The sequence below is a fragment of the Streptomyces sp. HUAS MG56 genome (assembly GCF_058673395.1).
In genome coordinates, this window is record NZ_CM178722.1 from 5,289,947 (window position 1) to 5,311,033 (window position 21,087).

Below are 21,087 nucleotides of genomic sequence, written 5' to 3' on the forward strand. Positions count from 1 at the left end.
CCGGGAACGGCGCTGTCCTGATCATGCGCCCGACATGCTCTCGGTGTCTTCAAGGCTACGCCCGGCTTGGAACGGCGGCCCGAGGCGCAGGCAGCGAAGATCTGCTCTCCCGGAACAGGGTCAGCACGCAAGGAGCGCCCCGACCGGGCAGCCCGACCATCTCCCCGTGGTTCCGCCAGCCCCACGAGTCGTAGGCGGCTTGTCCGGCCCGGTCGGCAGGAATCAGCAAGGCCACTCCGAGCTCGGTGCGCTCATCGGCCAGCAGACGCTGTTGCAGACGGCGGCCGATGTCGCGGCGCTGTGGGTGCTGGTGCGCCACGACCTGAGTGAGGAGCAGGAACCGGGCACAGCCGGTGAGCCGTTGGACGCTCTCCTGCAACCCCTGCTCGGACCGGCTGACGGGACTCACCGGAAACCCGAAGACGCACCCCACCAACACCGTCGTCTCGGCCACCAGCAGCGCGAAGCCAGGCCGTCGGGCGCTGACGGCAAGCCGCCGCAGGAAGTCGTCCCGCATGAAGGGGCCGGCCACGGCCAGGTCGGCGATGTCCTCGCTCATCCCCTCCACCTGCCGGCGAGTCAGCCTGCGCAGGCGGATCCCGTCCTTGACGACCGGCGCACCGGCGCGGTCGCCGGACGTCTGCGTCCCGCCGGCCGACGGACCCGCCGCGGACGGGTCCAGCAGATCGCGGAGCAGGGGCGCGGAGCCGGTGCCCGCGAGGAGCCGGGTGATCTGCGCGCACGGATGGTGCAGGTGCAGGCAGGAGTGCACGCGGCCGGCATGCCGTGACGCCGTCAGGAAGACGTCCAGGCCCTTGGCGTCACAGGAGCCGACCGTGGTGAGATCGACGTCGATGGCTGTCATGCCGTCGCGCAGGCACTGCTCCAGCGCGGCCCGCAGCAGGGGCGCCGAGGCCGGCCAGATGTCGCCGACGAGCGTGACGAGGGCCCGCTCCCCCCGGTCACGCCGATGGATGTCCAGGCGCTGCACGGCCATCACCCCGCCCTTCGGCAGGGAAACGCAACGACCAGGGAAGGGTGCGGAGTTGTTGTGATCGCGGCGGGCATGATTGCCGACCCGTCTCCGCACCGCCGCTCGGACGGCCCGGGGTTCGTCTCTCGCCGAGGACGACCCGGCAAGACGGCCGGAGTGCGTGATGCCCTCGGTATCTCCACCGTACGCCGCCGGCCGACTCGACCCGCAGCACCGGACGGGCTCACCCGTAAGGCCCGTAAGGAGCGCACCGCCTGCCGAGGCTCATGGAGACATCCGGGGCAGACGGCCCACTCGTGGGGCACACTGCCGTACCTCACGCCCGCCGGGTATCCGCTGAGGGCGGTCTCACACAAAACCGCCGCAGGTGGCCGCGCTTCCCGCTCACGCAGGAGCCCGGAAACGAAGCAGCGTCCGAGCCAGCTGACGCCGGCTCGGACGCTGCGTAGCAGGTCAGGGGCCATATCCCCCGCCTACCAGCCGTAGGCCCTGTGGGACTCGAACCCACAACCAATGGATTAAAAGTCCACTGCTCTGCCAATTGAGCTAAGGGCCCAGGCGATGTTGCCTGTCCGAGCATAGCCGGACGCGGCCGTGTCTCCGATCGGGTATCGGTGGACCGGCCGCGTCGCGGGGGGAGGAAGGGGCGGGATGGTCACTTTTCGGCCGTCTGCGGGGCGGGAACGCGGTCCGGGGTGAGGAACCAGCGGCGGGCCGAGGCGAGCCACCAGGCCGCGGCGAAGCCGAGGACGACCAGGACGGCGACGGGGGCGTAGTTGAAGGTCTTCCAGGTGACCGGGGAGACCTGCGGGAGCATGAAGAGGATCGTGATCGCCACGACCCAGAGGACCGACACGACTCCGATCGCCCCCGACCAGCGGCCCAGGTGCCACGGCCCGCGTTCGAAGGCGGCGCCCTTGCGGACGCGCAGGAAGGTCGGGATGACGTACGCGATGTACAGGCCGATCACCGCGATCGACGTGACCGCCGCGTACGCCGTCAAGTTGATCAGGTAGGGCAGGCCCAGGGCGAGAGCGGCCAGGGCGGCCAGCCAGACGGCGGCGACGGGGGTGCGCGAGCGCGGGCTGACCGTGTGCCAGAGGCGCGAGAAGGGCAGCGCGCCGTCGCGCGAAAAGGCGTAGATCATGCGGCTGTTGGCGGTCACCGAGGCCATTCCGCAGAAGAGCTGGGCGCCGATCACGACGAGGAGCAGGAGCTTGCCCGTCGTGGCTCCCAGGGCGTCCAGGAGGATCTGCGCCGGGGGCGCGCCGGTCGGGGAGGCCAGCTCCTTGTCGTAGGACTGGATCGCGAAGGTGAAGCCGAGGAGGAGCACGAAGCCGGCGATCCAGGACGTCCAGATGGAGCGGACGATGCCCTTCGGGCCGGCCGTGGACGCGTCGTGGGTCTCCTCCGTCATGTGCGCGGAGGCGTCGTAGCCGGTGAAGGTGTACTGGGCCATCAGGAGGCCGAGGAGGACCACGTACGGGCCGCTGCCCCAGCCGGTCTCGTTCACGAACTTCGTGAACACGAAGGACGCCGTCTGGTGGTGGTCGGGGACGAAGGTCAGCGCGCCGACGATGACGGCCACGCCGAGCACGTGCCACCACACGCTCACGTCGTTCAGGAACGCGACGATCCGCACGCCGAAGGTGTTCAGCAGGCCGTGCAGGACGAGGATCGCGACGAAGAGGAGGACCGTGCGGCCCGGGGTCACCCCGAAGCCGAACTGGAGGTTCAGGTACGCGCCGAGGAAGGAGGCCGCGCCGAAGTCGATGCCGGCCGTCACCGCGACCTGGCCCAGCACGTTGAACCAGCCCGTGAACCACGCCCAGGCCGCCGCCGAGCGGGGCGGCGCGAGGCGGTGGGCCCAGAAGTAGAGGCCGGCCGAGGTCGGGTACGCCGAGCAGATCTCGGCCATCGACAGGCCCACGAACAGGGTCATCAGGCCGACGGCCACCCAGCCCCAGGTGATCACCGCCGGGCCGCCGGTGGTCATGCCGAAGAGATAGAGCGTCAGGCAGCCGGACAGCACCGAGATGATCGTGAAGGACACGGCGTAGTTCGAGAACGCCGACATCCGGCGGGCGAGGACCTGGGTGTAGCCGAGCTGGGCCAGTCGTTCCTCGTCCGACAGGCCGTGCGCCCCGTTCGCTCTCGCGTCTTCTGTCATGCCCCCAGCAATTCCCCCACCCGAGGGGTGACATGCGTCACGCTATGGCCAAAAAAGGCCCGTACGACGGTGTCGTACGGGCCCTTCTCAGGTTACTCGGCCAGGCTCACCCGGCGTCAGCCGTTGCGCTTCCAGCGGGGCTTGTCCTCGCGGCGGCCGAAGGAGCCGGTGCCGCGGTGGTCGTCACGGCGGCCGAAGGGGCGGTCGTGACCGGCGGAGCGGAAGCCGGGACGGTCGTCACGGCGGTCGCGGTTGAACGGACGGTCGCTGCCCCGGTGCCCGCCGCGCTCGTCCCGGCGGAAGCCGCCGCGGTCGTCACGGCGCTCGAAGGAACGGCCGCCCCGGTCACGGTCGTTGCGGTCGTTGCGGTCGTTGCGGTCGTTGCGGTCCCGGTCGAACGGACGACGGTCGTCGCGGCGCTCGAAGCCACGGCCACCACGGTCGTCACGGCGCTCGAAGGAACGGCCACCACGGTCGCCGCCCCGGTCGAAGCCCCGGTCACGGTCGTTGCGGTCGTTGCGGTCCCGGTCGAACGGACGACGGTCGTCGCGGCGCTCGAAACCACGGCCACCACGGTCGTCACGGCGCTCGAAGGAACGGCCACCACGGTCGCCGCCCCGGTCGAAGCCCCGGTCACGGTCGTTGCGGTCGTTGCGGTCCCGGTCGAACGGACGACGGTCGTCGCGGCGCTCGAAACCACGGCCACCACGGTCGTCACGGCGCTCGTCACGGTCCCGGTCGAAGCTGCGCCGCTCCCGGCGCTCGTACGGCGCCGAGGCCGCCGGGCGCTCCTCGCGCTCTGCCCGCGGCTCGGCGGCGGCAGCGGCCTGCGCCTCAGCGACCGCGAGCTCCTCCGCGGCCGTCGCCTGGGCCTCGGCCACCGCGGCCTCCGGGTCCTCGCCGCGCTCGCGGGCGACCCGGGCGACCAGCCGGTCGGACTCCTCGCGCAGCTCGGCCGCGCGGCGCTGGGCGCGCTCCAGCTGCTTGGTGAGCTGGGCGACCTCGCGCTCCGCCTGCTGCGCGGCGTTGTTCGCGGACTCGGCCTGGACCTCGGTCATGGAGCGGGCGCCGGTGATCTCGGCGACCTCCGGGTCGAAGGCGCCGGCGCCCTGGATGATGTGGCGCGCGGCGTCGACGCCGGCGTCCTCCATCAGCCGGAAGATCTGACGGCGCTGGTGCGGCAGGGACAGGGAGACGACCGTGCCCGTGCGGCCCGCGCGAGCGGTGCGGCCGGCGCGGTGCAGGTAGTCCTTGTGGTCGCCGGCCGGGTCCACGTTCAGGACCAGGTCGATGCCGTCGACGTGGATGCCGCGGGCGGCGACGTCGGTGGCGACCAGGACGTTGACGTAGCCGTCCTTGAAGTCGGCCAGGGTGCGGGTGCGCGCGCCCTGGGTCATGCCGCCGTGCAGCGCGTCGGCCTTCGCGCCCGCCTCGCGCAGCTGCTCGGCGACGCGGTCGGCGCCCAGCTGGGTGCGGACGAAGATGATCGTGCGGCCCTTGCGGGAGGCGATGGCGGCGGTGACCGGCGCCTTGTCCTTGGGCTTCACGATGAGGATGTGGTGGGACATGGTCGTCACCGCGCCCTGGGCCGCGTCCACCTCGTGGGAGACGGGGTTGTTCAGGTAGCGGTCGACGAGGGTCTGGATCTCGTTCTCCATCGTGGCGGAGAAGAGCATGCGCTGGCCGCCGGCCGGGACCTGGTCGAGCAGCTCGGTGACCTCGGGCAGGAAGCCCAGGTCGGACATCTGGTCGGCCTCGTCGAGGACGGCGATCTGGGTGTCCTCCAGCGAGCAGGCGCCGCGGTTGATGATGTCGCGCAGCCGGCCCGGGGTGGCGACGAGGATGTCGACGCCGCGCTCCAGGGCGTAGATCTGGTTGCCCATCGAGGTGCCGCCGCAGACGACCTTCATCTTCAGGCCGAGGACGTCGCCGTACGGCTGGAGGGCGTCGGCGACCTGCATGGCCAGCTCGCGGGTCGGGGTGAGGATGACCGCGCGGGGCTTGTGCTTCTGGGTGCGGCCGCCGGCCAGCGTGGCCAGGGTCGGCAGACCGAAGGAGAGGGTCTTGCCGGAGCCGGTGCGGCCACGGCCGAGGATGTCCTTGCCGGCCAGGGCGTCCGGGATGGTCGCGGCCTGGATCGGGAAGGGGGTCGTCACGCCGTTCTGCGCAAGCTTGCGCACGATGCCCTCGGGGAGGCCGAGGTCGGCGAAGGTGGTCTGGGGGGTGGTGTCAGCGGCCTCGTCGGCCTCGGTGATCTCGTTCGTCTCGTCGACGAGTTCGTTCTCAAGCTCGCTGAGCTCGTTCTCGGACACGACAAACTGATCAGTACTGGACACGGACATGCGAATGCGAAACCTTCCGGAGTCTCGTCGGCACGCGCCCGTCAACTCCGTGATTCGCTCACGACCGCCTCAATGCGGTCCGCCACGGCAAGGGAGAGTACGCGCCACACGGCGCGCTCTGTGATGGCGCCGGGCAAATGGGATCAAACGATCTACCACCATACGCACCCATCCCCCCTGAAGGCAAACCGGTCCTTGAAACCGCAGGTCGGACCCGGTCGCAGCCTCACGCCGGCACACCCGCCGTAGGGGCGGGCTCACGCTGGGCCAGCTGCGTTCCGGTGCCCTCGTGCGCCGAGGAGGACGGCTCGGCCGTCGGGGGCTCGGAGGTGGCCGCGGGCGGGGTGGAGGCCGGGGGCTGGGGTGGTGCGGAAGTGACCGGCGGGGCCGGTGGGGCCTTGGTCGGCGCCGGGTCCCCGGGTTCGACCGGCTTCCCGGGCCTGGCGGGCTTGCCGGACGGTGCGGGGGTCGGGGACGCGCCGGCCGCGCCGGACGACGGGGTGACCGAGGCGCTGGGCGACTCCCCCGGCTTCGCCCCGCCGCCCTTGCCGTGCTTGCCGTCGGCCCGCGGGCCTCCGTGTCCCTGGCCCCCGACACCGTCCACCGGACCGCCGTCGGGCGCCGCACCGCCGTGCTGCCCGGCCGAGTGCGAGGGCCGGGCCCGGCCGGCGTCGTCACCCACGTTCACGCAGCCGGCCGCCGCCGCGCTGACGGCCAGCACGGTGACGGCGAGCCGGACGGGTACGTACAAGGGGCGCACGGCGGCCACCTCCGGGGGCAAGGGAAAGGAGTCAACCTCCCCAACTCCCGCCGCCCGCAAGAGGACACGCGCCCCGCACGCGCAGCCCGCACTCAGCCGTAGCCGAGGGCGTGCAGCCGTGCGTCGTCCATCCCGAAGTGATGGGCGATCTCGTGCACCACGGTCACCTCGGTCTCCGCGACGACGTCCTCGCGGGTCGCGCACATCCGCAGCGTCGGCCCCCGGTAGATCGTGATCCGGTCCGGCAGCACACCGGCGTACCACTCGCCCCGGTCGGTCAGCGGGGTGCCCTCGTACAGGCCGAGCAGCTCGGGGTCGCCGGCGGGCGGTTCGTCCTCCACGAACACCGCCACGTTGTCCATGAGCCGCGTCAGCTCCGGCGGGATCCGGTCGAGCGCCTCGGCGACCAGCTCCTCGAACTCCTCGCGCGTCATCTCCAGCACACGGTCATTGTCCGGTACGAGAGCTTCGTACGAGAGTGGCGCGGCGCCGCACATCCGCAGCCGTACGCCGCATATCCACATCCGTACATGGGCATACGGGACCAATGGCCCGCGTCCCCGTCGCAGCCCTCCGCACGCTGACGAACCGCGTACGCCCGCGCCCCGCCCGCAGGGGCACCCGCACGCTCCCCGCCCCGCGCCCGGACGCGCGTCCGGGCCGCCCCTGGCTGAGCGCCCTCGGGCTCACCGCCGTCGTGCTCTTCGGCGCCTGGCTGGGCCTGCTGGTCGTCGGCAACGTCCGGGCGCCGGTCGGCCCGATGAACACGACGATGGCGCTGCGCCCCTCGCTGAGCGGCGGCACGAAGATCAACATCTCTCCGCTGGGCGCGCTCACCCTGGACAGCCATGTCGCCCCGGTCCGCCTCGACGTCAACGTCGACCAGCTCGACCCGCTGCGCTCCCAGGCCCTGGTCGACCACCCGGAGCGGATCTCCGGCCTCCAGCAGGAGGTCGCCCAGGACGTCGAGCACGGCACGCTGGACCTGGCCGTGCGCTCCTGTGTCGCCGTGGTCGCCGGGGCCACCGCCCTCGGCCTCGCCGTCTACCGCCGCCCGCGCCGGGCCCTCGCGGCCGGCGGACTGGCCCTGACGCTGCTCGCCGCCTCGGGCGCGTCGGCGTACGCCACCTGGAACCCGAGGTCGGTGCTGGAGCCGAAGTACTCGGGCCTGCTGTCCTCGGCACCGTCCGTGGTCGGCAACGCGCGCAACATCGTCACCGAGTTCGACGTCTACCAGAAGGAACTGGCCCGCCTGGTGACGAACGTGACGAAGCTCTACGACGTCACCTCCACGCTCCCGGCCTACCAGCCGGACCCCTCCACCATCCGGGTCCTGCACGTGTCGGACATCCATCTCAACCCCGCGAGCTGGAAGATCATCGCCTCGCTGGTGGAGCAGTACGACGTGAACGTGATCGTCGACTCCGGCGACACGATGGACCACGGCATCGCGGCCGAGAACGGCTTCCTGGACCCGGTCAGGGACCTGGGCGTGCCGTACGTCTGGGTGCGCGGCAACCACGACTCGCGGATCACCCAGCGCTACCTGGGGCGCATGAAGAACGTGCACGTCCTGGACGACGGGCACGCGCAGACGGTCGCGGGACTGCGTTTCGCGGGCATCGGCGATCCGCAGTTCACCCCGGACCGCTCGGCGGTGCCCGGCGGCGACGCGGCCGAGCAGCTGGCCGGCGACCGGCTGGCCGCCGACCTGCGCGACCAGAAGGCCCGGCACACCCCGGTCGACGTCGCCGTCGCCCATGAGCCGGCGGCGGCCCGCGAGACGGACGGCGAGGTGCCGCTGGTGCTGTGCGGCCATCTGCACCACGAGGGGGACGAGATCCTCCCCTACGGCACCCGGCTGCGGATGGAGGGCTCCACGGGCGGCAGCGGGCTGCGCGCGGTCGAGGGCGCGTACCCGGCCCCGATCGAGGCCTCGATCCTCTACTTCGACCGGGACAGCCGCCGCCTGCAGGCCTGGGACGCGATCAGGCTGGGCGGGCTGGGCGAGGCGACAGCCGAGGTCAGCCGCCATCTGGCCACCCCCGTCAAGCCCGGTCCCGCGCCTTCCGCCACGGGCACACCGTCGCCCTCCACCCCGTCGCCGTAAACCGTTTTGGCGATAGCCCTCGGCATCCCATATGCTTCTCACGTCCCCGACGCGCTGAGAAGCGCCCAGGCGGGCCGATAGCCCTCATCGTCTAGCGGCCTAGGACGCCGCCCTTTCAAGGCGGTAGCACGGGTTCGAATCCCGTTGGGGGCACGCAAGATCGTGTGCGACACTGTTGCACGCACAAGCTTGGTCCTGTGGAGCAGTTTGGAGTGCTCGCCACCCTGTCAAGGTGGAGGCCGCGGGTTCAAATCCCGTCAGGACCGCTGGTGTTTCACGTGAAACACCGTGGCTGGGTAGCTCAGTTGGTACGAGCGATCGCCTGAAAAGCGATAGGTCGCCGGTTCGACCCCGGCCCCAGCCACAACCAGAAGGCCCCGTTCGTCGAACGGGGCCTTCGTCGTCAGGGGATCGGGGAGATGAGCCAGCACCAGTCCGTCGCCATGACAGCGGACAACCAGCTGGAGAGGATCCGGGCGCGGTACGGGCTGCTCGCGATCATCGCCGGCAATCTCGCGATCGTCGTCGTCGCGATCGTGGGTGTGTGGCGGCTCCACGGGGACAAGGCGGTGATCGTCGGCATCCTGACCGCCGCGTTCACCGCGGTGAGCAGCATGACCACGGCCTACCTGGGCATCAAGGCCATCTCCAACACGGCGAAGTCGCTCGCGCAGAGTGCCGCGCAGGCCTCGGCGCCGGCCGCCTCCGCGCCGGCGCAGCGCGGCTCCTGAACAGCGCACGCAAATCATTCGCGTGATTTTCGGCCGGGGTGAGATCCTGGACCGCGTATGTCTACGCATCCCGCCCCCGCCCTCGGCACCCTCGCCCCCCGTCTGACCGAGCTGTCGCTGCGTGACGCGCACCAGCTCGGCCGGCGGCTTGAGGGCGCGCGCAAGATCCGTAAGCCGGAGGCCCGCGCCGCCGTCCTCGCCGAGATCGAGGCGGAGGTCGACAAGGCCGAGGCCCGGATCGGTGAACGGCGTGCCCGTGTGCCCGCCGTCACCTACCCCGAGCAGCTGCCCGTCAGCCAGAAGAAGGACGAGATCGCGGACGCCATCCGTGATCACCAGGTCGTCATCGTCGCCGGTGAGACCGGCTCCGGCAAGACCACGCAGATCCCGAAGATCTGCATGGAGCTGGGCCGGGGCGTGCGCGGCATGATCGGGCACACCCAGCCCCGCCGTATCGCCGCCCGGACCGTCGCCGAACGCGTGGCGGAGGAGCTGCGGACGCCCCTCGGCGAGGCCGTCGGCTGGAAGGTCCGCTTCACCGACCAGGTGAGCCCGGACGCCACCTTCGTCAAGCTGATGACGGACGGCATCCTGCTCGCCGAGATCCAGACCGACCGCGAGCTGCGCGCCTACGACACGATCATCATCGACGAGGCCCACGAGCGGTCCCTCAACATCGACTTCCTGCTCGGGTATCTGGCCCAGCTGCTGCCGAGGCGGCCGGACCTGAAGATCGTCATCACCTCCGCCACCATCGACCCCGAGCGCTTCTCGCGGCACTTCGGCGACGCGCCGATCATCGAGGTCAGCGGGCGGACGTACCCGGTCGAGGTGCGCTACCGGCCGCTGCTGGAGGACGATTCCGAGGACTCCGACCGGGACCAGATCACCGCGATCTGCGACGCGGTCGAGGAACTCCAGGCCGAGGGCCGGGGCGACATCCTCGTCTTCCTCTCCGGCGAGCGCGAGATCCGGGACACGGCGGACGCGCTGGAGAGGAAGAAGTACAGATTCACGGAGATCCTGCCGCTGTACGCCCGGCTGTCGCACGCCGAGCAGCACCGGGTGTTCCAGCCGCACACCGGGCGCAGGATCGTTCTCGCGACCAACGTCGCCGAGACCTCGCTGACCGTCCCCGGCATCAAGTACGTCATCGACCCCGGCTTCGCCCGGATCAGCCGCTACAGCCATCGCACCAAGGTCCAGCGGCTGCCCATCGAGCCCGTCTCGCAGGCCAGCGCCAACCAGCGCAAGGGCCGCTGCGGCCGTACGTCCGACGGCATCTGCATCCGGCTCTACAGCGAGGACGACTTCCTCGCCCGGCCGGAGTTCACGGACGCCGAGATCCTGCGGACGAACCTGGCCTCCGTCATCCTCCAGATGACCGCCGCGGGCCTCGGCGACATCGAGAAGTTCCCCTTCATCGACCCGCCGGACCACCGCAACATCCGCGACGGCGTCCAGCTGCTCCAGGAGCTGCACGCGCTGGACCCGGCCCAGAAGGACCCCCGCAGGCGGCTCACCGACACCGGCCGCAAGCTGGCCCAGCTGCCGGTCGACCCGCGCCTGGCCCGCATGGTGCTGGAGGCCGACAAGAACGGCTGTGTCCGCGAGGTCATGGTCATCGCCGCCGCGCTGTCCATCCAGGACCCGCGCGAGCGCCCGGCCGACAAGCAGGCCCAGGCAGACCAGCAGCACGCCCGCTTCAAGGACGAGACCAGCGACTTCCTCGCCTATCTGAACCTGTGGCGGTACGTCCGCGAGCAGCAGAAGGAACGCGGCTCCAGCTCCTTCCGGCGCATGTGCAAGCAGGAGTACCTGAACTTCCTGCGCATCCGCGAGTGGCAGGACATCTACATCCAGTTGCGGACGGTCGCCAAGCAGATGGGCATCCACCTCAACGAGGAGGACGCCCCCGGCGACCGCGTCCACATCTCCCTCCTCGCCGGCCTCCTCTCCCACGTCGGGATGAAGGACGTGAAGGACGGCAACAAGAACGAGTACCTGGGCGCCCGCAGCGCCAAGTTCGCGATCTTCCCGGGCTCGTCGCTGTTCAAGAAGCAGCCGAAGTTCATGATGTCGGCGGAGCTGGTGGAGACCTCCCGGCTCTGGGCCCGGGTCAACGCGAAGATCGAGCCCGAGTGGGTCGAACCGCTCGCGGAGCACCTGCTGAAGCGGACCTACAGCGAACCGCACTGGGAGAAGGACCAGGCGGCCGTGATGGCGTACGAGAAGGTCACGCTGTACGGCGTCCCGATCGTCGCCCAGCGGAAGGTGAACTACGGCCGGATCGACCCGGAGACGAGTCGCGAGCTGTTCATCCGCAACGCGCTCGTGGAGGGCGACTGGCGCACCCACCACAAGTTCTTCGCCGACAACCGCAGGCTCCTCAGCGAGGTCGCCGAGCTGGAGAACCGGGCGCGGCGCCGGGACATCGTGGTCGACGACGACACCCTCTTCGACTTCTACGACCAGCGCGTCCCCGAACACGTCGTGTCGGGCGCCCACTTCGACTCCTGGTGGAAGCACAAGCGGCACGAGCAGCCGGAGTTCCTGGACTTCGAGCGGGAGATGCTCATCCGGGAGTCGGCGGAGGCGGTGACGAAGGCCGACTATCCGGACTCCTGGCGGCAGGGACAGCTGAAGTTCCGGGTGACGTACCAGTTCGAGCCGGGCGCGGACGCCGACGGCGTCACGGTCCACGTCCCGCTCCAGGTGCTCAACCAGGTCACCGACGAGGGCTTCGACTGGCAGATCCCCGGCCTGCGCGAGGAGGTCGTGACGGAGCTGATCCGCTCCCTGCCGAAGCCGATCCGCCGCAACTACGTGCCCGCCCCGAACTACGCGAGGGCGTTCCTGGAGAGGGCCGTGCCCTTGCAGGAGCCGCTGACCGTGACGATGGCGCGCGAGCTGAAGCGCATGGTCGGCGTCCCCTTCGAGGCGGAGGACTTCGACTGGTCGAAGGTCCCCGAGCATCTGAAGATCACGTTCCGGATCGTCGACGAGCGGCGCCGCAAGCTCGCCGAGGACAAGGACCTGGAGACGCTGAGGCTCCAGCTGAAGCCGGAGGCACGCAAGGCCCTGTCGCAGGCGGCCGCGGCGACCGCGTCCCGCGAGGGCGGGGAGTCCCTGGAGCGCAAGGGGCTGACCGACTGGACGATCGGCACGCTGACCCGGGTCTTCGAGACCCGCCGGGCCGGCCAGCCGGTGAAGGCGTACCCGGCGCTGGTGGACGACGGCGACACGGTGTCCGTACGGCTCTTCGACACGGAGGCCGAGCAGGCGGAGGCCATGTGGAAGGGCACCCGGCGCCTGATCCTGCGGAACATCCCGGTGAACCCGGCGAAGTTCGCCTCGGACAAGCTGACGAACGCCCAGAAGCTCGCCCTGTCGGCGAACCCGCACGGCTCCGTCCAGGCCCTCTTCGAGGACTGCGCGACGGCCGCGGCGGACAAGCTGATCGCGGACTTCGGCGGGCCGGTGTGGGACGAGGCGTCGTACCGGAAGCTGTACGACAAGGTCCGCGCGGAGATCGTCGACACGACGGTCCGTACGGTCGCGCAGGTGCAGCAGGTCCTCGCGGCCTGGCAAGCCACCGAACGCCGGCTGAAGGCCGTGCGGAGCACGGCGCTGCTCGCGAACCTGACGGACGTCCGCGGACAGCTGGACGCCCTCGTGAAGCCGGGCTTCGTGACCTGGGCCGGCATACGCCGGCTGCCCGACCTGGTGCGCTACCTGGTGGCCGCGGACCGGCGGCTGCAGCAGATGCCGACGGGCGCGCAGCGGGACACCACGCGCATGCAGAAGGTCCACGAGATGCAGGACGAGTACGCCTGGCTCCTGGAACAGCTCCCGCAGGGCCGCCCCGTCCCGCAGGCCGTCCTGGACATCCGCTGGATGCTGGAGGAGCTGAGGGTCAGCTATTTCGCCCACGCGCTCGGCACCGCGTACCCCGTCTCCGACAAGCGGATCGTGAAGGCGATCGACGCGATCGTGGCGTAGTCGCACGTGTACAGGGGGTGAGTTCGACCAGGCGGCCCCACCTCCTGTACAGTCTCATCTCGCAGCGCAACGCACTGAGCAAGGCGCCGCGAAACCTGGTCCTGTGGAGCAGTTTGGAGTGCTCGCCACCCTGTCAAGGTGGAGGCCGCGGGTTCAAATCCCGTCAGGACCGCATCGAAGAAGGCCCCCGTCCCACCCGGACGGGGGCCTTCGGCATGCGGGGCCCGCGCCCGCGGCGGCAGTCGCGATCAGACGCAGCACATCCCGTCGGGACCGCGTCGCGCGCCGGTGTCCGTTCCGCCCGCTCCCTTGACGGCGTCACATTCCCTCGGTACCCAGAAGACAGGGCCTGCTTTCCCGCTGTGGCCCCTGGAGGTGGGTATGGGGGCATCGGCCAGGCACGAGACGCGGGCGCTGTTGAGGGCGCATCTGGCAGCCGCGTCGCCCTACCGGCACCTCACCCGCCACTGCCCCGTCTGCCATCACCTCCTGCGACTGGCGATGGACGCCGGCTCACGGGGGCAGGAGGCCGAGGACGGGGACGTCGCCGTCGAGGACATCGACAGTGCCGACGGTGTCGAGGATCTTGAGGGGCTCCGGGACGAAAGTCCTCGGCTCGCGTGACCGACGCCGGTCCCAACACCCCACCGTGCGTGGGACGCTGGAACATGACGTTCCAATAGCGCACACATGCCATCGGCAACAACTGCCCGGGCATGTGACGGGAGTCACCGCATGAGTTTTCAAAAGGGCGGTACTTACCCCTGGCCTACAACAGGTCAATTTAATATGTGCAATTGCACCTGTCCCCGAGGTCGTGCACAGCGGTTCCGACAGCCCTCCCCAGACTCCGACAAGGCCGCTCACGGGACCGCCCCCGGAGTTCCGGCCAGCGCACAAAAAAGATCGCGCTGGACCCGGCGGAGTCCAGCGCGATCTACGACGCACCCTGTGTCGCTGCCAACAACGGTCTGTTCGGCTTGGGCGTGGGGTCTGTTGGGGCAGATCCCGCGTCGCTTGGAGCTACTGTTCCGGGCGCCTCGGCATGTTGGGGGACCTGCCGTTCTGCCCGGTTATGCAGTTGTTCAGGCCTCGCTGCGCTGCTGCGGGATGCCCGCGAGCAGAGCGCGGACCTCGGCCTCGCGGTAGCGGCGGTGCCCGCCGAGCGTACGGATCGAAGTGAGCTTGCCGGCCTTCGCCCACCGCGTGACCGTCTTGGGGTCGACACGGAACATGGTGGCGACCTCAGCCGGGGTCAGCAGCGGCTCGGCATCAGGGGTGCGAGCGGTCATGAGCGGCCTCCTCGGGAGAACCGAACCTTCTCGGTTCTTTCCTCTAAATTCTGCACCTTGACCCGCGTTGCCCGAAATGGTGGACGCGAGTCGAGTCGGTTATAGGACGAACGGCTTGTCCTCGGCACTACAACTACACCATCCGTCCAGCCGCGTCGGCCAAACCGATGGAATTGCCCTCCCAGGTGTTCATCAGCGACGGAAGCCGATGGACCATGCCATAGCGGACAGTCACGCCACTGTGACGATCAGTCACAGGACGATCAGGAGTCACCAGACCCCCCAAAGCGTGCAATGCGGAGAATCCACCCATAATGGAGCACAGTTGGGCGGAAGGAACCTTCCCCGGGCTCCTTGTCCTATTTTGGCATGAGGAGGGGCAAGAGACGCAAGGGCCCTGTACGTGCGGTCCATCACGCTTCAGTCATCCTTGACACAAACGCCCGGATCGGGACCAACGTCCCGTCACCTGGTCAAGTGCGGTAGACCGTATGCCGTTCGGGGGTGTTGTGGAGCGTGACGTGCGTCACCCATCCGGCTCCTCAGTTCGCGGAGCGCCGGTCCCGTACCGAGCGCCAGCGTTCCACGAGCCTCGCGTACGCCTCGCCGGCCGCCGTCCCGTCGCCCCGGCGCAGCGCCTCGATGCCGTCGGCCACGTCCGCCGCCGAGTGGTCGCCCTCCAGCTCGCCCGCCGGCAGGACGTGCACGAGGCCGCCGTAGTCCAGCTCCACCACCGAGCGCGGGTGGAACTCCTCCAGCCAGCGGCCGACGTCCACCAGGCCGTCGATCAGCGGGCCCTCCTCGACGGTGTCCTTCAGCGTGCGCAGGGCCCGCGCCACCCGGCGCCGGGACTGCACCATCGGCGTGCGGTAGCGCAGCAGCGGGGGCACGTCGGCGGTGCCCTTCTCGTAGCGCCGCTCCTCGTCGGAGACCAGCACGAACCAGTTCAGCGGCACCTGCCAGGTCGCGGTGCGGATCCACGGCCGGGCGTCGGGGTTGCGGGCGAGCCAGCGCTCGTAGTCCTGGGCGGCCTGGTGGCGCACCAGGGACGGCAGCACCGCGTCCAGCACCGGCGCGGGCAGTTCCTCCGCCAGCTCGCCGAGCGCCTGCCAGCCGCGCAGCCGGGTGCGCCAGGGACACACGCAGACCACCCCGTCGACCTCCAGCACGAAGGCGTCGCTGCTCTCGTGCACCGGCACCGCGACCGGCGGCGTGGGCAGCAAGTCGGCGAGGGAGCGCCGCAGTTCGTCCTGGTACGAGGGGCGGTCGGGGCGGCGGGCGTAGCGGGCCCAGTGGCCGCGCTCCGGCTCCGGGAAGGCGCCCAGCGGCTCGTACACGCGCAGGTACGCGGCATAGGGGACGACCACGGAGGACACCTTCGGCACGCCTGCTCCCTCCCCACCGGGCCCGGCTCGAAAACCGCTGCAAAACCACTGCAAATCGTCCCACGGACATGCGTGCACGAGAGGCCCGCGAGAGTGATCCTGAACACTGCGCAGATGGTGGTCGTACCGAAGCTCTACGCTCAGGGCACGGCGCCCCGCCACCTGTACGGGGTTCCGCCCCACTCGCCGCTATGTACACAGGAGTCACCACAGTGACCGACGTAACCGGCGCGTCTGCTGATGTCCTGCACACCCTGTTCCACTCGGACCAGGGCGGCCATGAGCAGGTCGTGCTCTGCCAGGACCGCGCCAGCGGCCTCAAGGCCGTGATCGCCATCCACTCCACCGCCCTGGGCCCGGCCCTCGGCGGGACGCGCTTCTACCCCTACGCCACCGAGGCCGAGGCCGTCGCCGACGCCCTCAACCTCGCGCGCGGCATGTCGTACAAGAACGCCATGGCCGGCCTCGACCACGGCGGGGGCAAGGCCGTGATCATCGGCGACCCGGAGCGCGACAAGACCGAGGAGCTGCTCCTCGCCTACGGCCGCATGGTCGCCTCGCTCGGCGGGCGCTACGTCACCGCGTGCGACGTCGGCACGTACGTCGCCGACATGGACGTCGTGGCCCGCGAGTGCGCCTGGACCACCGGCCGCTCCCCCGAGAACGGCGGCGCCGGCGACTCCTCCGTGCTCACCGCCTTCGGCGTGTACCAGGGCATGCGCGCCTCCGCGCAGCACCTGTGGGGCGACCCCTCGCTGCGCGGCCGCAAGGTCGGCGTCGCCGGCGTCGGCAAGGTCGGCCACCACCTGGTCCAGCACCTGCGGAACGAGGGCGCCGAGGTCGTGATCACGGACGTGCGCGCGGACGCCGTCCAGCGGATCCTCGACCAGTACCCCGAGGGCGTGTCGGCCGTCGCGGACACCGAGGAGCTGATCCGGGTGGAGGGGCTGGACGTCTACGCCCCCTGCGCGCTCGGCGGCGCCCTGAACGACGCCTCCGTCCCGGTGCTCACCGCGAAGGTGGTGTGCGGCGCGGCCAACAACCAGCTCGCGCACCCGGGTGTGGAGAAGGACCTCGCGGACCGCGGGATCCTCTACGCCCCGGACTACGTGGTGAACGCCGGCGGGGTCATCCAGGTCGCCGACGAGCTGCACGGGTTCGACTTCGACCGGTGCAGGGCGAAGGCGTCGAAGATCTTCGACACCACGCTGGCCATATTCGCACGTGCGAAGGCTGATGGCATTCCGCCGGCCGCCGCGGCCGACCGGATCGCCGAGCAGCGGATGGCCGAGGCCCGCGCGGGACACGTCGCACACTGACCCGTTCGCACACATGAGCGGTACCCGTCGGCGGGAACTTCGAGAGAACTCTCACTTCCCCCGGCGGGTCGTTCCCCGATAAGTGGTTAAAATCGCCACTGACCAGCGAGGACAGGGCGCCTCGAAGGTCCTGTGCACACGCGCGTGGTGCGGGCGACGTACCGTATGGGCGCGGGCTCAGGTACCGTGGAAGCCCTACGGACCGGCCTCTCTACTGAGAGTCCGTTCCAGATCATGAACGCGTGTCAGACTCTGGGGCCGTCGAGCCCCTGTCACCGAGGGGGTCGAGCCATGGGGCGCGGCCGGGCCAAGGCCAAGCAGACAAAGGTCGCCCGCCAGCTGAAGTACAACAGCGGTGGGACTGATCTGTCACGTCTGGCCAGTGAACTGGGCGCATCGACTTCGAGCCAGCCGCCGAACGGCGAGCCGTTCGAGGACGATGAGAACGACGAGGACGATCTCTACTCTCGTTACGCGGACCTCTACGAGGACGACGACGAGGAAGAGGACGACAAGGATCCTCACCAACAGCACCGTCGCGGCGCTTGACCTTGCAGTGACCAGTCCGGTCGGTGGCAGAGCCACCGACCGGTTTCTGTGCTGTCCGCACGGTCACCGCCCGCCGGATCCGGTCAGGATCAGGCGGAGTAGTCCCCGACCAGCTCGGCGCCGGTCGTCCTCGCGCCGCGCTCGGTGATCTCGCCGGCCACCCAGGCGTCGACCCCGCGGTCGGCCAGGGTCGCGAGGGCCACCTCGGTGGACTCCTGCGGGACGATCGCCATCATGCCGACGCCCATGTTGAGGGTCTTCTCCAGCTCCAGGCGCTCGACCTTGCCGGTGCGCCCGACGAGGTCGAAGATCGCGCCCGGGGTCCAGGTGGAGCGGTCGACCGTGGCGTGCAGGTGGTCCGGGATCACGCGGGCCAGGTTGGCCGCGAGACCGCCGCCGGTGATGTGCGAGAACGCGTGCACCTCGGTGGTGCGCAGCAGGGCCAGGCAGTCCAGCGAGTAGATCTTCGTGGGCTCCAGCAGCTCCTCGCCGAGGGTGCGGCCGAGCTCGGCGACCTCCGCCTCCAGGGCGAGACCGGCGCGGTCCAGCAGAACGTGGCGGACCAGGGAGTACCCGTTCGAGTGAAGCCCGGAGGACGCCATGGCGATCACCGCGTCACCCGTGCGGATGCGATCCGCGCCGAGCAGCCGGTCGGCCTCCACCACACCCGTACCGGCGCCGGCGACGTCGAAGTCGTCCTCGCCCAGCAGCCCCGGGTGTTCGGCCGTCTCGCCGCCCACCAGGGCGCACCCGGCGAGCACACAGCCCTCCGCGATGCCCTTCACGATGGCCGCGACGCGCTCGGGGTGGACCTTGCCGACGCAGATGTAGTCCGTCATGAACAGCGGCTCGGCACCGCACACCACGATGTCGTCCATGACCATGGCGACCAGGTCGTGGCCGATGGTGTCGTAGACGCCCAGCCGGCGCGCGATGTCGACCTTCGTGCCGACGCCGTCCGTGGCGGAGGCGAGCAGGGGGCGCTCGTAGCGCTTCAGGGCGGAGGCGTCGAAGAGGCCGGCGAAGCCGCCGAGGCCGCCGAGGACCTCGGGGCGCTGCGTCTTCTTCACCCACTCCTTCATCAGCTCGACGGCGCGGTCGCCCGCCTCGATGTCGACACCGGCAGCCGCGTAGGAAGCACCGGACTGGCTCTCAGACATTGCCTGGGATCTTTCGGGTTGATGACGGGGCTGATGACGGGCTTACGGACGACGGATCGCGTCGGCCGCGGCCGTGGCGGCGGGCCCGGCGGCCAGCTCGGTCTCCAGGAGCTGCTTGCCGAGCAGCTCGGGGTCCGGCAGCTCCATCGGGTACTCGCCGTCGAAGCAGGCGCGGCACAGGTTCGGCTTGGCGATGGTGGTCGCCTCGATCATGCCGTCGATGGAGATGTACGCGAGCGAGTCGGCGCCGAGGCTGGTGCCGATCTCCTCGATGGTCATCCCGTTGGCGATCAGCTCCGCGCGCGTGGCGAAGTCGATGCCGAAGAAGCAGGGCCACTTCACGGGCGGCGAGGAGATCCGGATGTGGACCTCGGCGGCGCCGGCCTCGCGGAGCATGCGGACCAGGGCGCGCTGGGTGTTGCCGCGCACGATCGAGTCGTCGACGACGACCAGTCGCTTGCCCTTGATGACTTCCTTCAGCGGGTTCAGCTTCAGGCGGATGCCCAGCTGGCGGATGGTCTGCGAGGGCTGGATGAAGGTCCGGCCGACGTAGGCGTTCTTCACCAGGCCGTTGCCGAAGGGGATGCCGGAGGCCTCCGCGTAGCCGACGGCGGCCGGAGTGCCGGACTCCGGGGTCGCTATGACGAGGTCGGCCTCGACGGGCGCTTCCTTGGCGAGCCGGCGTCCCATCTCCACGCGGGAGAGGTACACGTTCCGGCCGGCGATGTCCGTGTCCGGGCGGGCCAGGTACACGTACTCGAAGATACAGCCCTTGGGCTTTGCTTCCGCGAACCGTGAGGCGCGCAGACCGTTCTCGTCGATGGCGACGAACTCGCCCGGCTCGATCTCCCGCACGAAGCTCGCGCCGGTGATGTCGAGGGCGGCGGTCTCGGAGGCGACCACCCAGCCGCGCTCCAGCCGGCCGAGGACCAGCGGGCGGATGCCCTGCGGGTCGCGGGCGGCGTAGAGGGTGCCCTCGTCCATGAAGACGAGGGAGAAGGCACCGCGCACCTTCGGGAGCACCGCGTGCGCGGCCTCCTCGATGGTCAGCGGCTTGCCGTCCTCGTCGACCTGGGCGGCGAGCAGCGCCGTCAGCAGGTCGGTGTCGTTGGTGGCCGCGACCCGGGTGGAGCGGCTGTTGTTGTCGTTCGGCAGCTCGGCGACCATCTCGGCGAGCTGCGCGGTGTTGACCAGGTTGCCGTTGTGGCCGAGCGCGATGGAGCCGTGCGCGGTGGCACGGAACGTCGGCTGGGCGTTCTCCCACACGGACGCGCCGGTGGTCGAGTAGCGGGCGTGTCCGACCGCGATATGACCCTGGAGCGAACCGAGCGAGGTTTCGTCGAAGACCTGGGAGACGAGGCCCATGTCCTTGAAGACGAGGATCTGGGAGCCGTTGCTGACCGCGATTCCCGCGGATTCCTGACCCCGGTGCTGGAGGGCGTAGAGCCCGAAGTACGTGAGCTTTGCGACCTCTTCGCCCGGAGCCCAGACGCCGAAGACGCCGCAAGCGTCCTGGGGGCCCTTCTCGCCGGGAAGCAGATCGTGATTGAGTCGACCGTCACCACGTGGCACGGCACCGAGTGTAGGCGAGGTCGACCACTGGTCCGAATTGGGGATACGCGACCGTAACGGGTCACGGTGCACCTATCGCCTTGTCGGTTTTCTGATTTACGCAGGTCAGCGAGGGAACGTCGACCGCTTTTGCCGTATGCGCGAGTGAGGTGTCGCACATCATCCGAGGGCGTGACGGCTGAGGCGGATGAGGTCGCCGTTGCCGTCGGTGAGCGTGAGGCTCCCGTCGTCGGCCCTGGCGACCAGCGTGCCGGTGGTGAGCGCGCCGGCCAGGGCGCGCTCGAACTCCATGCGGTCCGGGGTGCAGGCCATCCGGGTCGTGCGCAGGCCGCCGAGGGTGATCCGGTCGCCCTGCACGGTGGCCCGGGCGCTGAACCGGTTGCAGCCGAGGTTGCCTGCCGCCCGGCCGTCCGCGTCGATGCGCAGGCGGGCGGCGGCGGGCGCGGACCGGGTCCTGCCGCCGACGGTGAGCGAGTCGACCCGCCAGTCGACCCCGGTGACCGGCTGCCGGGACATCGGCTGCCGAGACTGCCGGGACGTCGGCTGCTGGGAGCTCGGCTGCTGAGGGCCCGGCTGCTGGGAACTCACCGCACCACTGTCCGCCTTTCCGGCGCCGCAGGCCACCGTGAGCGGGACGAGCACGGCGGCGGCGGTCAGGATCATGCGCTGCTTGTACCGGTTCATGGCGATTCGACGCCGGA

General features: G+C 70.2%; 16 protein-coding genes and 5 tRNA genes. 10 read left to right on the plus strand and 11 right to left on the minus strand.

Going from position 1 to position 21,087, the window contains the following annotated elements; genetic code table 11:
* Nucleotides 1-55 precede the first annotated feature (55 nt).
* The 6 genes from AC4OXY_RS25045 to AC4OXY_RS25070 all read right to left on the minus strand — a co-directional run bounded on the left by AC4OXY_RS25045 (nucleotide 56) and on the right by AC4OXY_RS25070 (nucleotide 6,709).
* The gene (locus AC4OXY_RS25045; protein ID WP_491991103.1) at nucleotides 56-997 is read right to left on the minus strand and encodes an STAS domain-containing protein; all 942 of its coding nucleotides are present in this window, start codon (nucleotides 995-997) and stop codon (nucleotides 56-58) included.
* A 480-nt stretch (nucleotides 998-1,477) separates the two neighbouring features.
* Nucleotides 1,478-1,550 (minus strand) — tRNA-Lys (locus tag AC4OXY_RS25050).
* Nucleotides 1,551-1,649: 99 nt separating this feature from the next.
* A complete protein-coding gene (locus AC4OXY_RS25055) occupies nucleotides 1,650-3,164 on the minus strand; it encodes an amino acid permease (RefSeq protein ID WP_491991104.1) in 1,515 nt (504 codons plus the stop codon).
* Between the two features lie 116 nt (nucleotides 3,165-3,280).
* Nucleotides 3,281-5,506 carry a DEAD/DEAH box helicase gene (locus AC4OXY_RS25060; RefSeq protein ID WP_491991105.1) on the minus strand — a complete coding sequence of 742 codons (2,226 nt, stop codon included), beginning with the start codon at nucleotides 5,504-5,506 and terminating at the stop codon, nucleotides 3,281-3,283.
* Nucleotides 5,507-5,732: 226 nt separating this feature from the next.
* Nucleotides 5,733-6,266 (minus strand): hypothetical protein, encoded by a 534-nt coding sequence (locus AC4OXY_RS25065; RefSeq protein ID WP_491991106.1) that lies wholly within the window; start codon nucleotides 6,264-6,266, stop codon nucleotides 5,733-5,735.
* 92 nt (nucleotides 6,267-6,358) lie between these two features.
* Nucleotides 6,359-6,709, minus strand: coding sequence for a metallopeptidase family protein (locus AC4OXY_RS25070; protein WP_356029938.1), 351 nt, complete (start codon nucleotides 6,707-6,709; stop codon nucleotides 6,359-6,361).
* Nucleotides 6,710-6,813: 104 nt separating this feature from the next.
* Between AC4OXY_RS25070 and AC4OXY_RS25075 the strand changes: the two genes are divergently transcribed.
* From AC4OXY_RS25075 to AC4OXY_RS25110, 8 genes are all read left to right on the plus strand, one after another.
* Nucleotides 6,814-8,376, plus strand: coding sequence for a metallophosphoesterase family protein (locus AC4OXY_RS25075; protein ID WP_376287799.1), 1,563 nt, complete (start codon nucleotides 6,814-6,816; stop codon nucleotides 8,374-8,376).
* Between the two features lie 80 nt (nucleotides 8,377-8,456).
* Nucleotides 8,457-8,529, plus strand: a tRNA-Glu gene (locus AC4OXY_RS25080).
* A 38-nt stretch (nucleotides 8,530-8,567) separates the two neighbouring features.
* Nucleotides 8,568-8,642 (plus strand) — tRNA-Asp (locus AC4OXY_RS25085).
* A gap of 24 nt (nucleotides 8,643-8,666) precedes the next feature.
* Nucleotides 8,667-8,740: transfer RNA gene (locus AC4OXY_RS25090), tRNA-Phe, on the plus strand.
* A 55-nt stretch (nucleotides 8,741-8,795) separates the two neighbouring features.
* Entirely contained in the window at nucleotides 8,796-9,107 is a 312-nt protein-coding gene (locus AC4OXY_RS25095; RefSeq protein ID WP_356029936.1) for a hypothetical protein, read from the plus strand.
* 57 nt (nucleotides 9,108-9,164) lie between these two features.
* Nucleotides 9,165-13,109 carry an ATP-dependent RNA helicase HrpA gene (gene hrpA / locus AC4OXY_RS25100; protein WP_491991107.1) on the plus strand — a complete coding sequence of 1,315 codons (3,945 nt, stop codon included), beginning with the start codon at nucleotides 9,165-9,167 and terminating at the stop codon, nucleotides 13,107-13,109.
* A gap of 97 nt (nucleotides 13,110-13,206) precedes the next feature.
* Nucleotides 13,207-13,281 (plus strand) — tRNA-Asp (locus tag AC4OXY_RS25105).
* 209 nt (nucleotides 13,282-13,490) lie between these two features.
* Complete coding sequence (locus AC4OXY_RS25110; RefSeq protein WP_356029934.1) at nucleotides 13,491-13,733, plus strand: DUF6274 family protein; 243 nt, start codon at nucleotides 13,491-13,493, stop codon at nucleotides 13,731-13,733.
* 461 nt (nucleotides 13,734-14,194) lie between these two features.
* On the opposite strand, the gene bldC is transcribed toward AC4OXY_RS25110, so the two are convergent.
* Complete coding sequence (gene bldC, locus AC4OXY_RS25115; protein ID WP_003949541.1) at nucleotides 14,195-14,401, minus strand: developmental transcriptional regulator BldC; 207 nt, start codon at nucleotides 14,399-14,401, stop codon at nucleotides 14,195-14,197.
* Between the two features lie 542 nt (nucleotides 14,402-14,943).
* Nucleotides 14,944-15,786, minus strand: coding sequence for a DUF8083 family protein (locus AC4OXY_RS25120; RefSeq protein WP_376287804.1), 843 nt, complete (start codon nucleotides 15,784-15,786; stop codon nucleotides 14,944-14,946).
* A 191-nt stretch (nucleotides 15,787-15,977) separates the two neighbouring features.
* Here AC4OXY_RS25120 and AC4OXY_RS25125 point away from each other — a divergent pair, with 191 nt between their 5' ends.
* Entirely contained in the window at nucleotides 15,978-17,105 is a 1,128-nt protein-coding gene (locus AC4OXY_RS25125) for a Leu/Phe/Val dehydrogenase (RefSeq protein ID WP_376287806.1), read from the plus strand.
* Nucleotides 17,106-17,396: 291 nt separating this feature from the next.
* On the plus strand, nucleotides 17,397-17,654 hold the full coding sequence (locus tag AC4OXY_RS25130) for a DUF3073 domain-containing protein (RefSeq protein ID WP_023548946.1): 258 nt from the start codon (nucleotides 17,397-17,399) through the stop codon (nucleotides 17,652-17,654).
* 89 nt (nucleotides 17,655-17,743) lie between these two features.
* Here the strand turns inward: AC4OXY_RS25130 and purM are convergent, their stop codons facing one another.
* The 3 genes from purM to AC4OXY_RS25145 all read right to left on the minus strand — a co-directional run bounded on the left by purM (nucleotide 17,744) and on the right by AC4OXY_RS25145 (nucleotide 21,049).
* A complete protein-coding gene (purM, locus tag AC4OXY_RS25135; RefSeq protein ID WP_356029931.1) occupies nucleotides 17,744-18,814 on the minus strand; it encodes a phosphoribosylformylglycinamidine cyclo-ligase in 1,071 nt (356 codons plus the stop codon).
* 42 nt (nucleotides 18,815-18,856) lie between these two features.
* Nucleotides 18,857-20,386, minus strand: a complete 1,530-nt coding sequence (gene purF / locus AC4OXY_RS25140) for an amidophosphoribosyltransferase (RefSeq protein WP_356029930.1) — start codon at nucleotides 20,384-20,386, stop codon at nucleotides 18,857-18,859.
* A gap of 159 nt (nucleotides 20,387-20,545) precedes the next feature.
* Nucleotides 20,546-21,049 (minus strand): META domain-containing protein, encoded by a 504-nt coding sequence (locus AC4OXY_RS25145; protein ID WP_402067383.1) that lies wholly within the window; start codon nucleotides 21,047-21,049, stop codon nucleotides 20,546-20,548.
* Nucleotides 21,050-21,087: the final 38 nt, after the last annotated feature.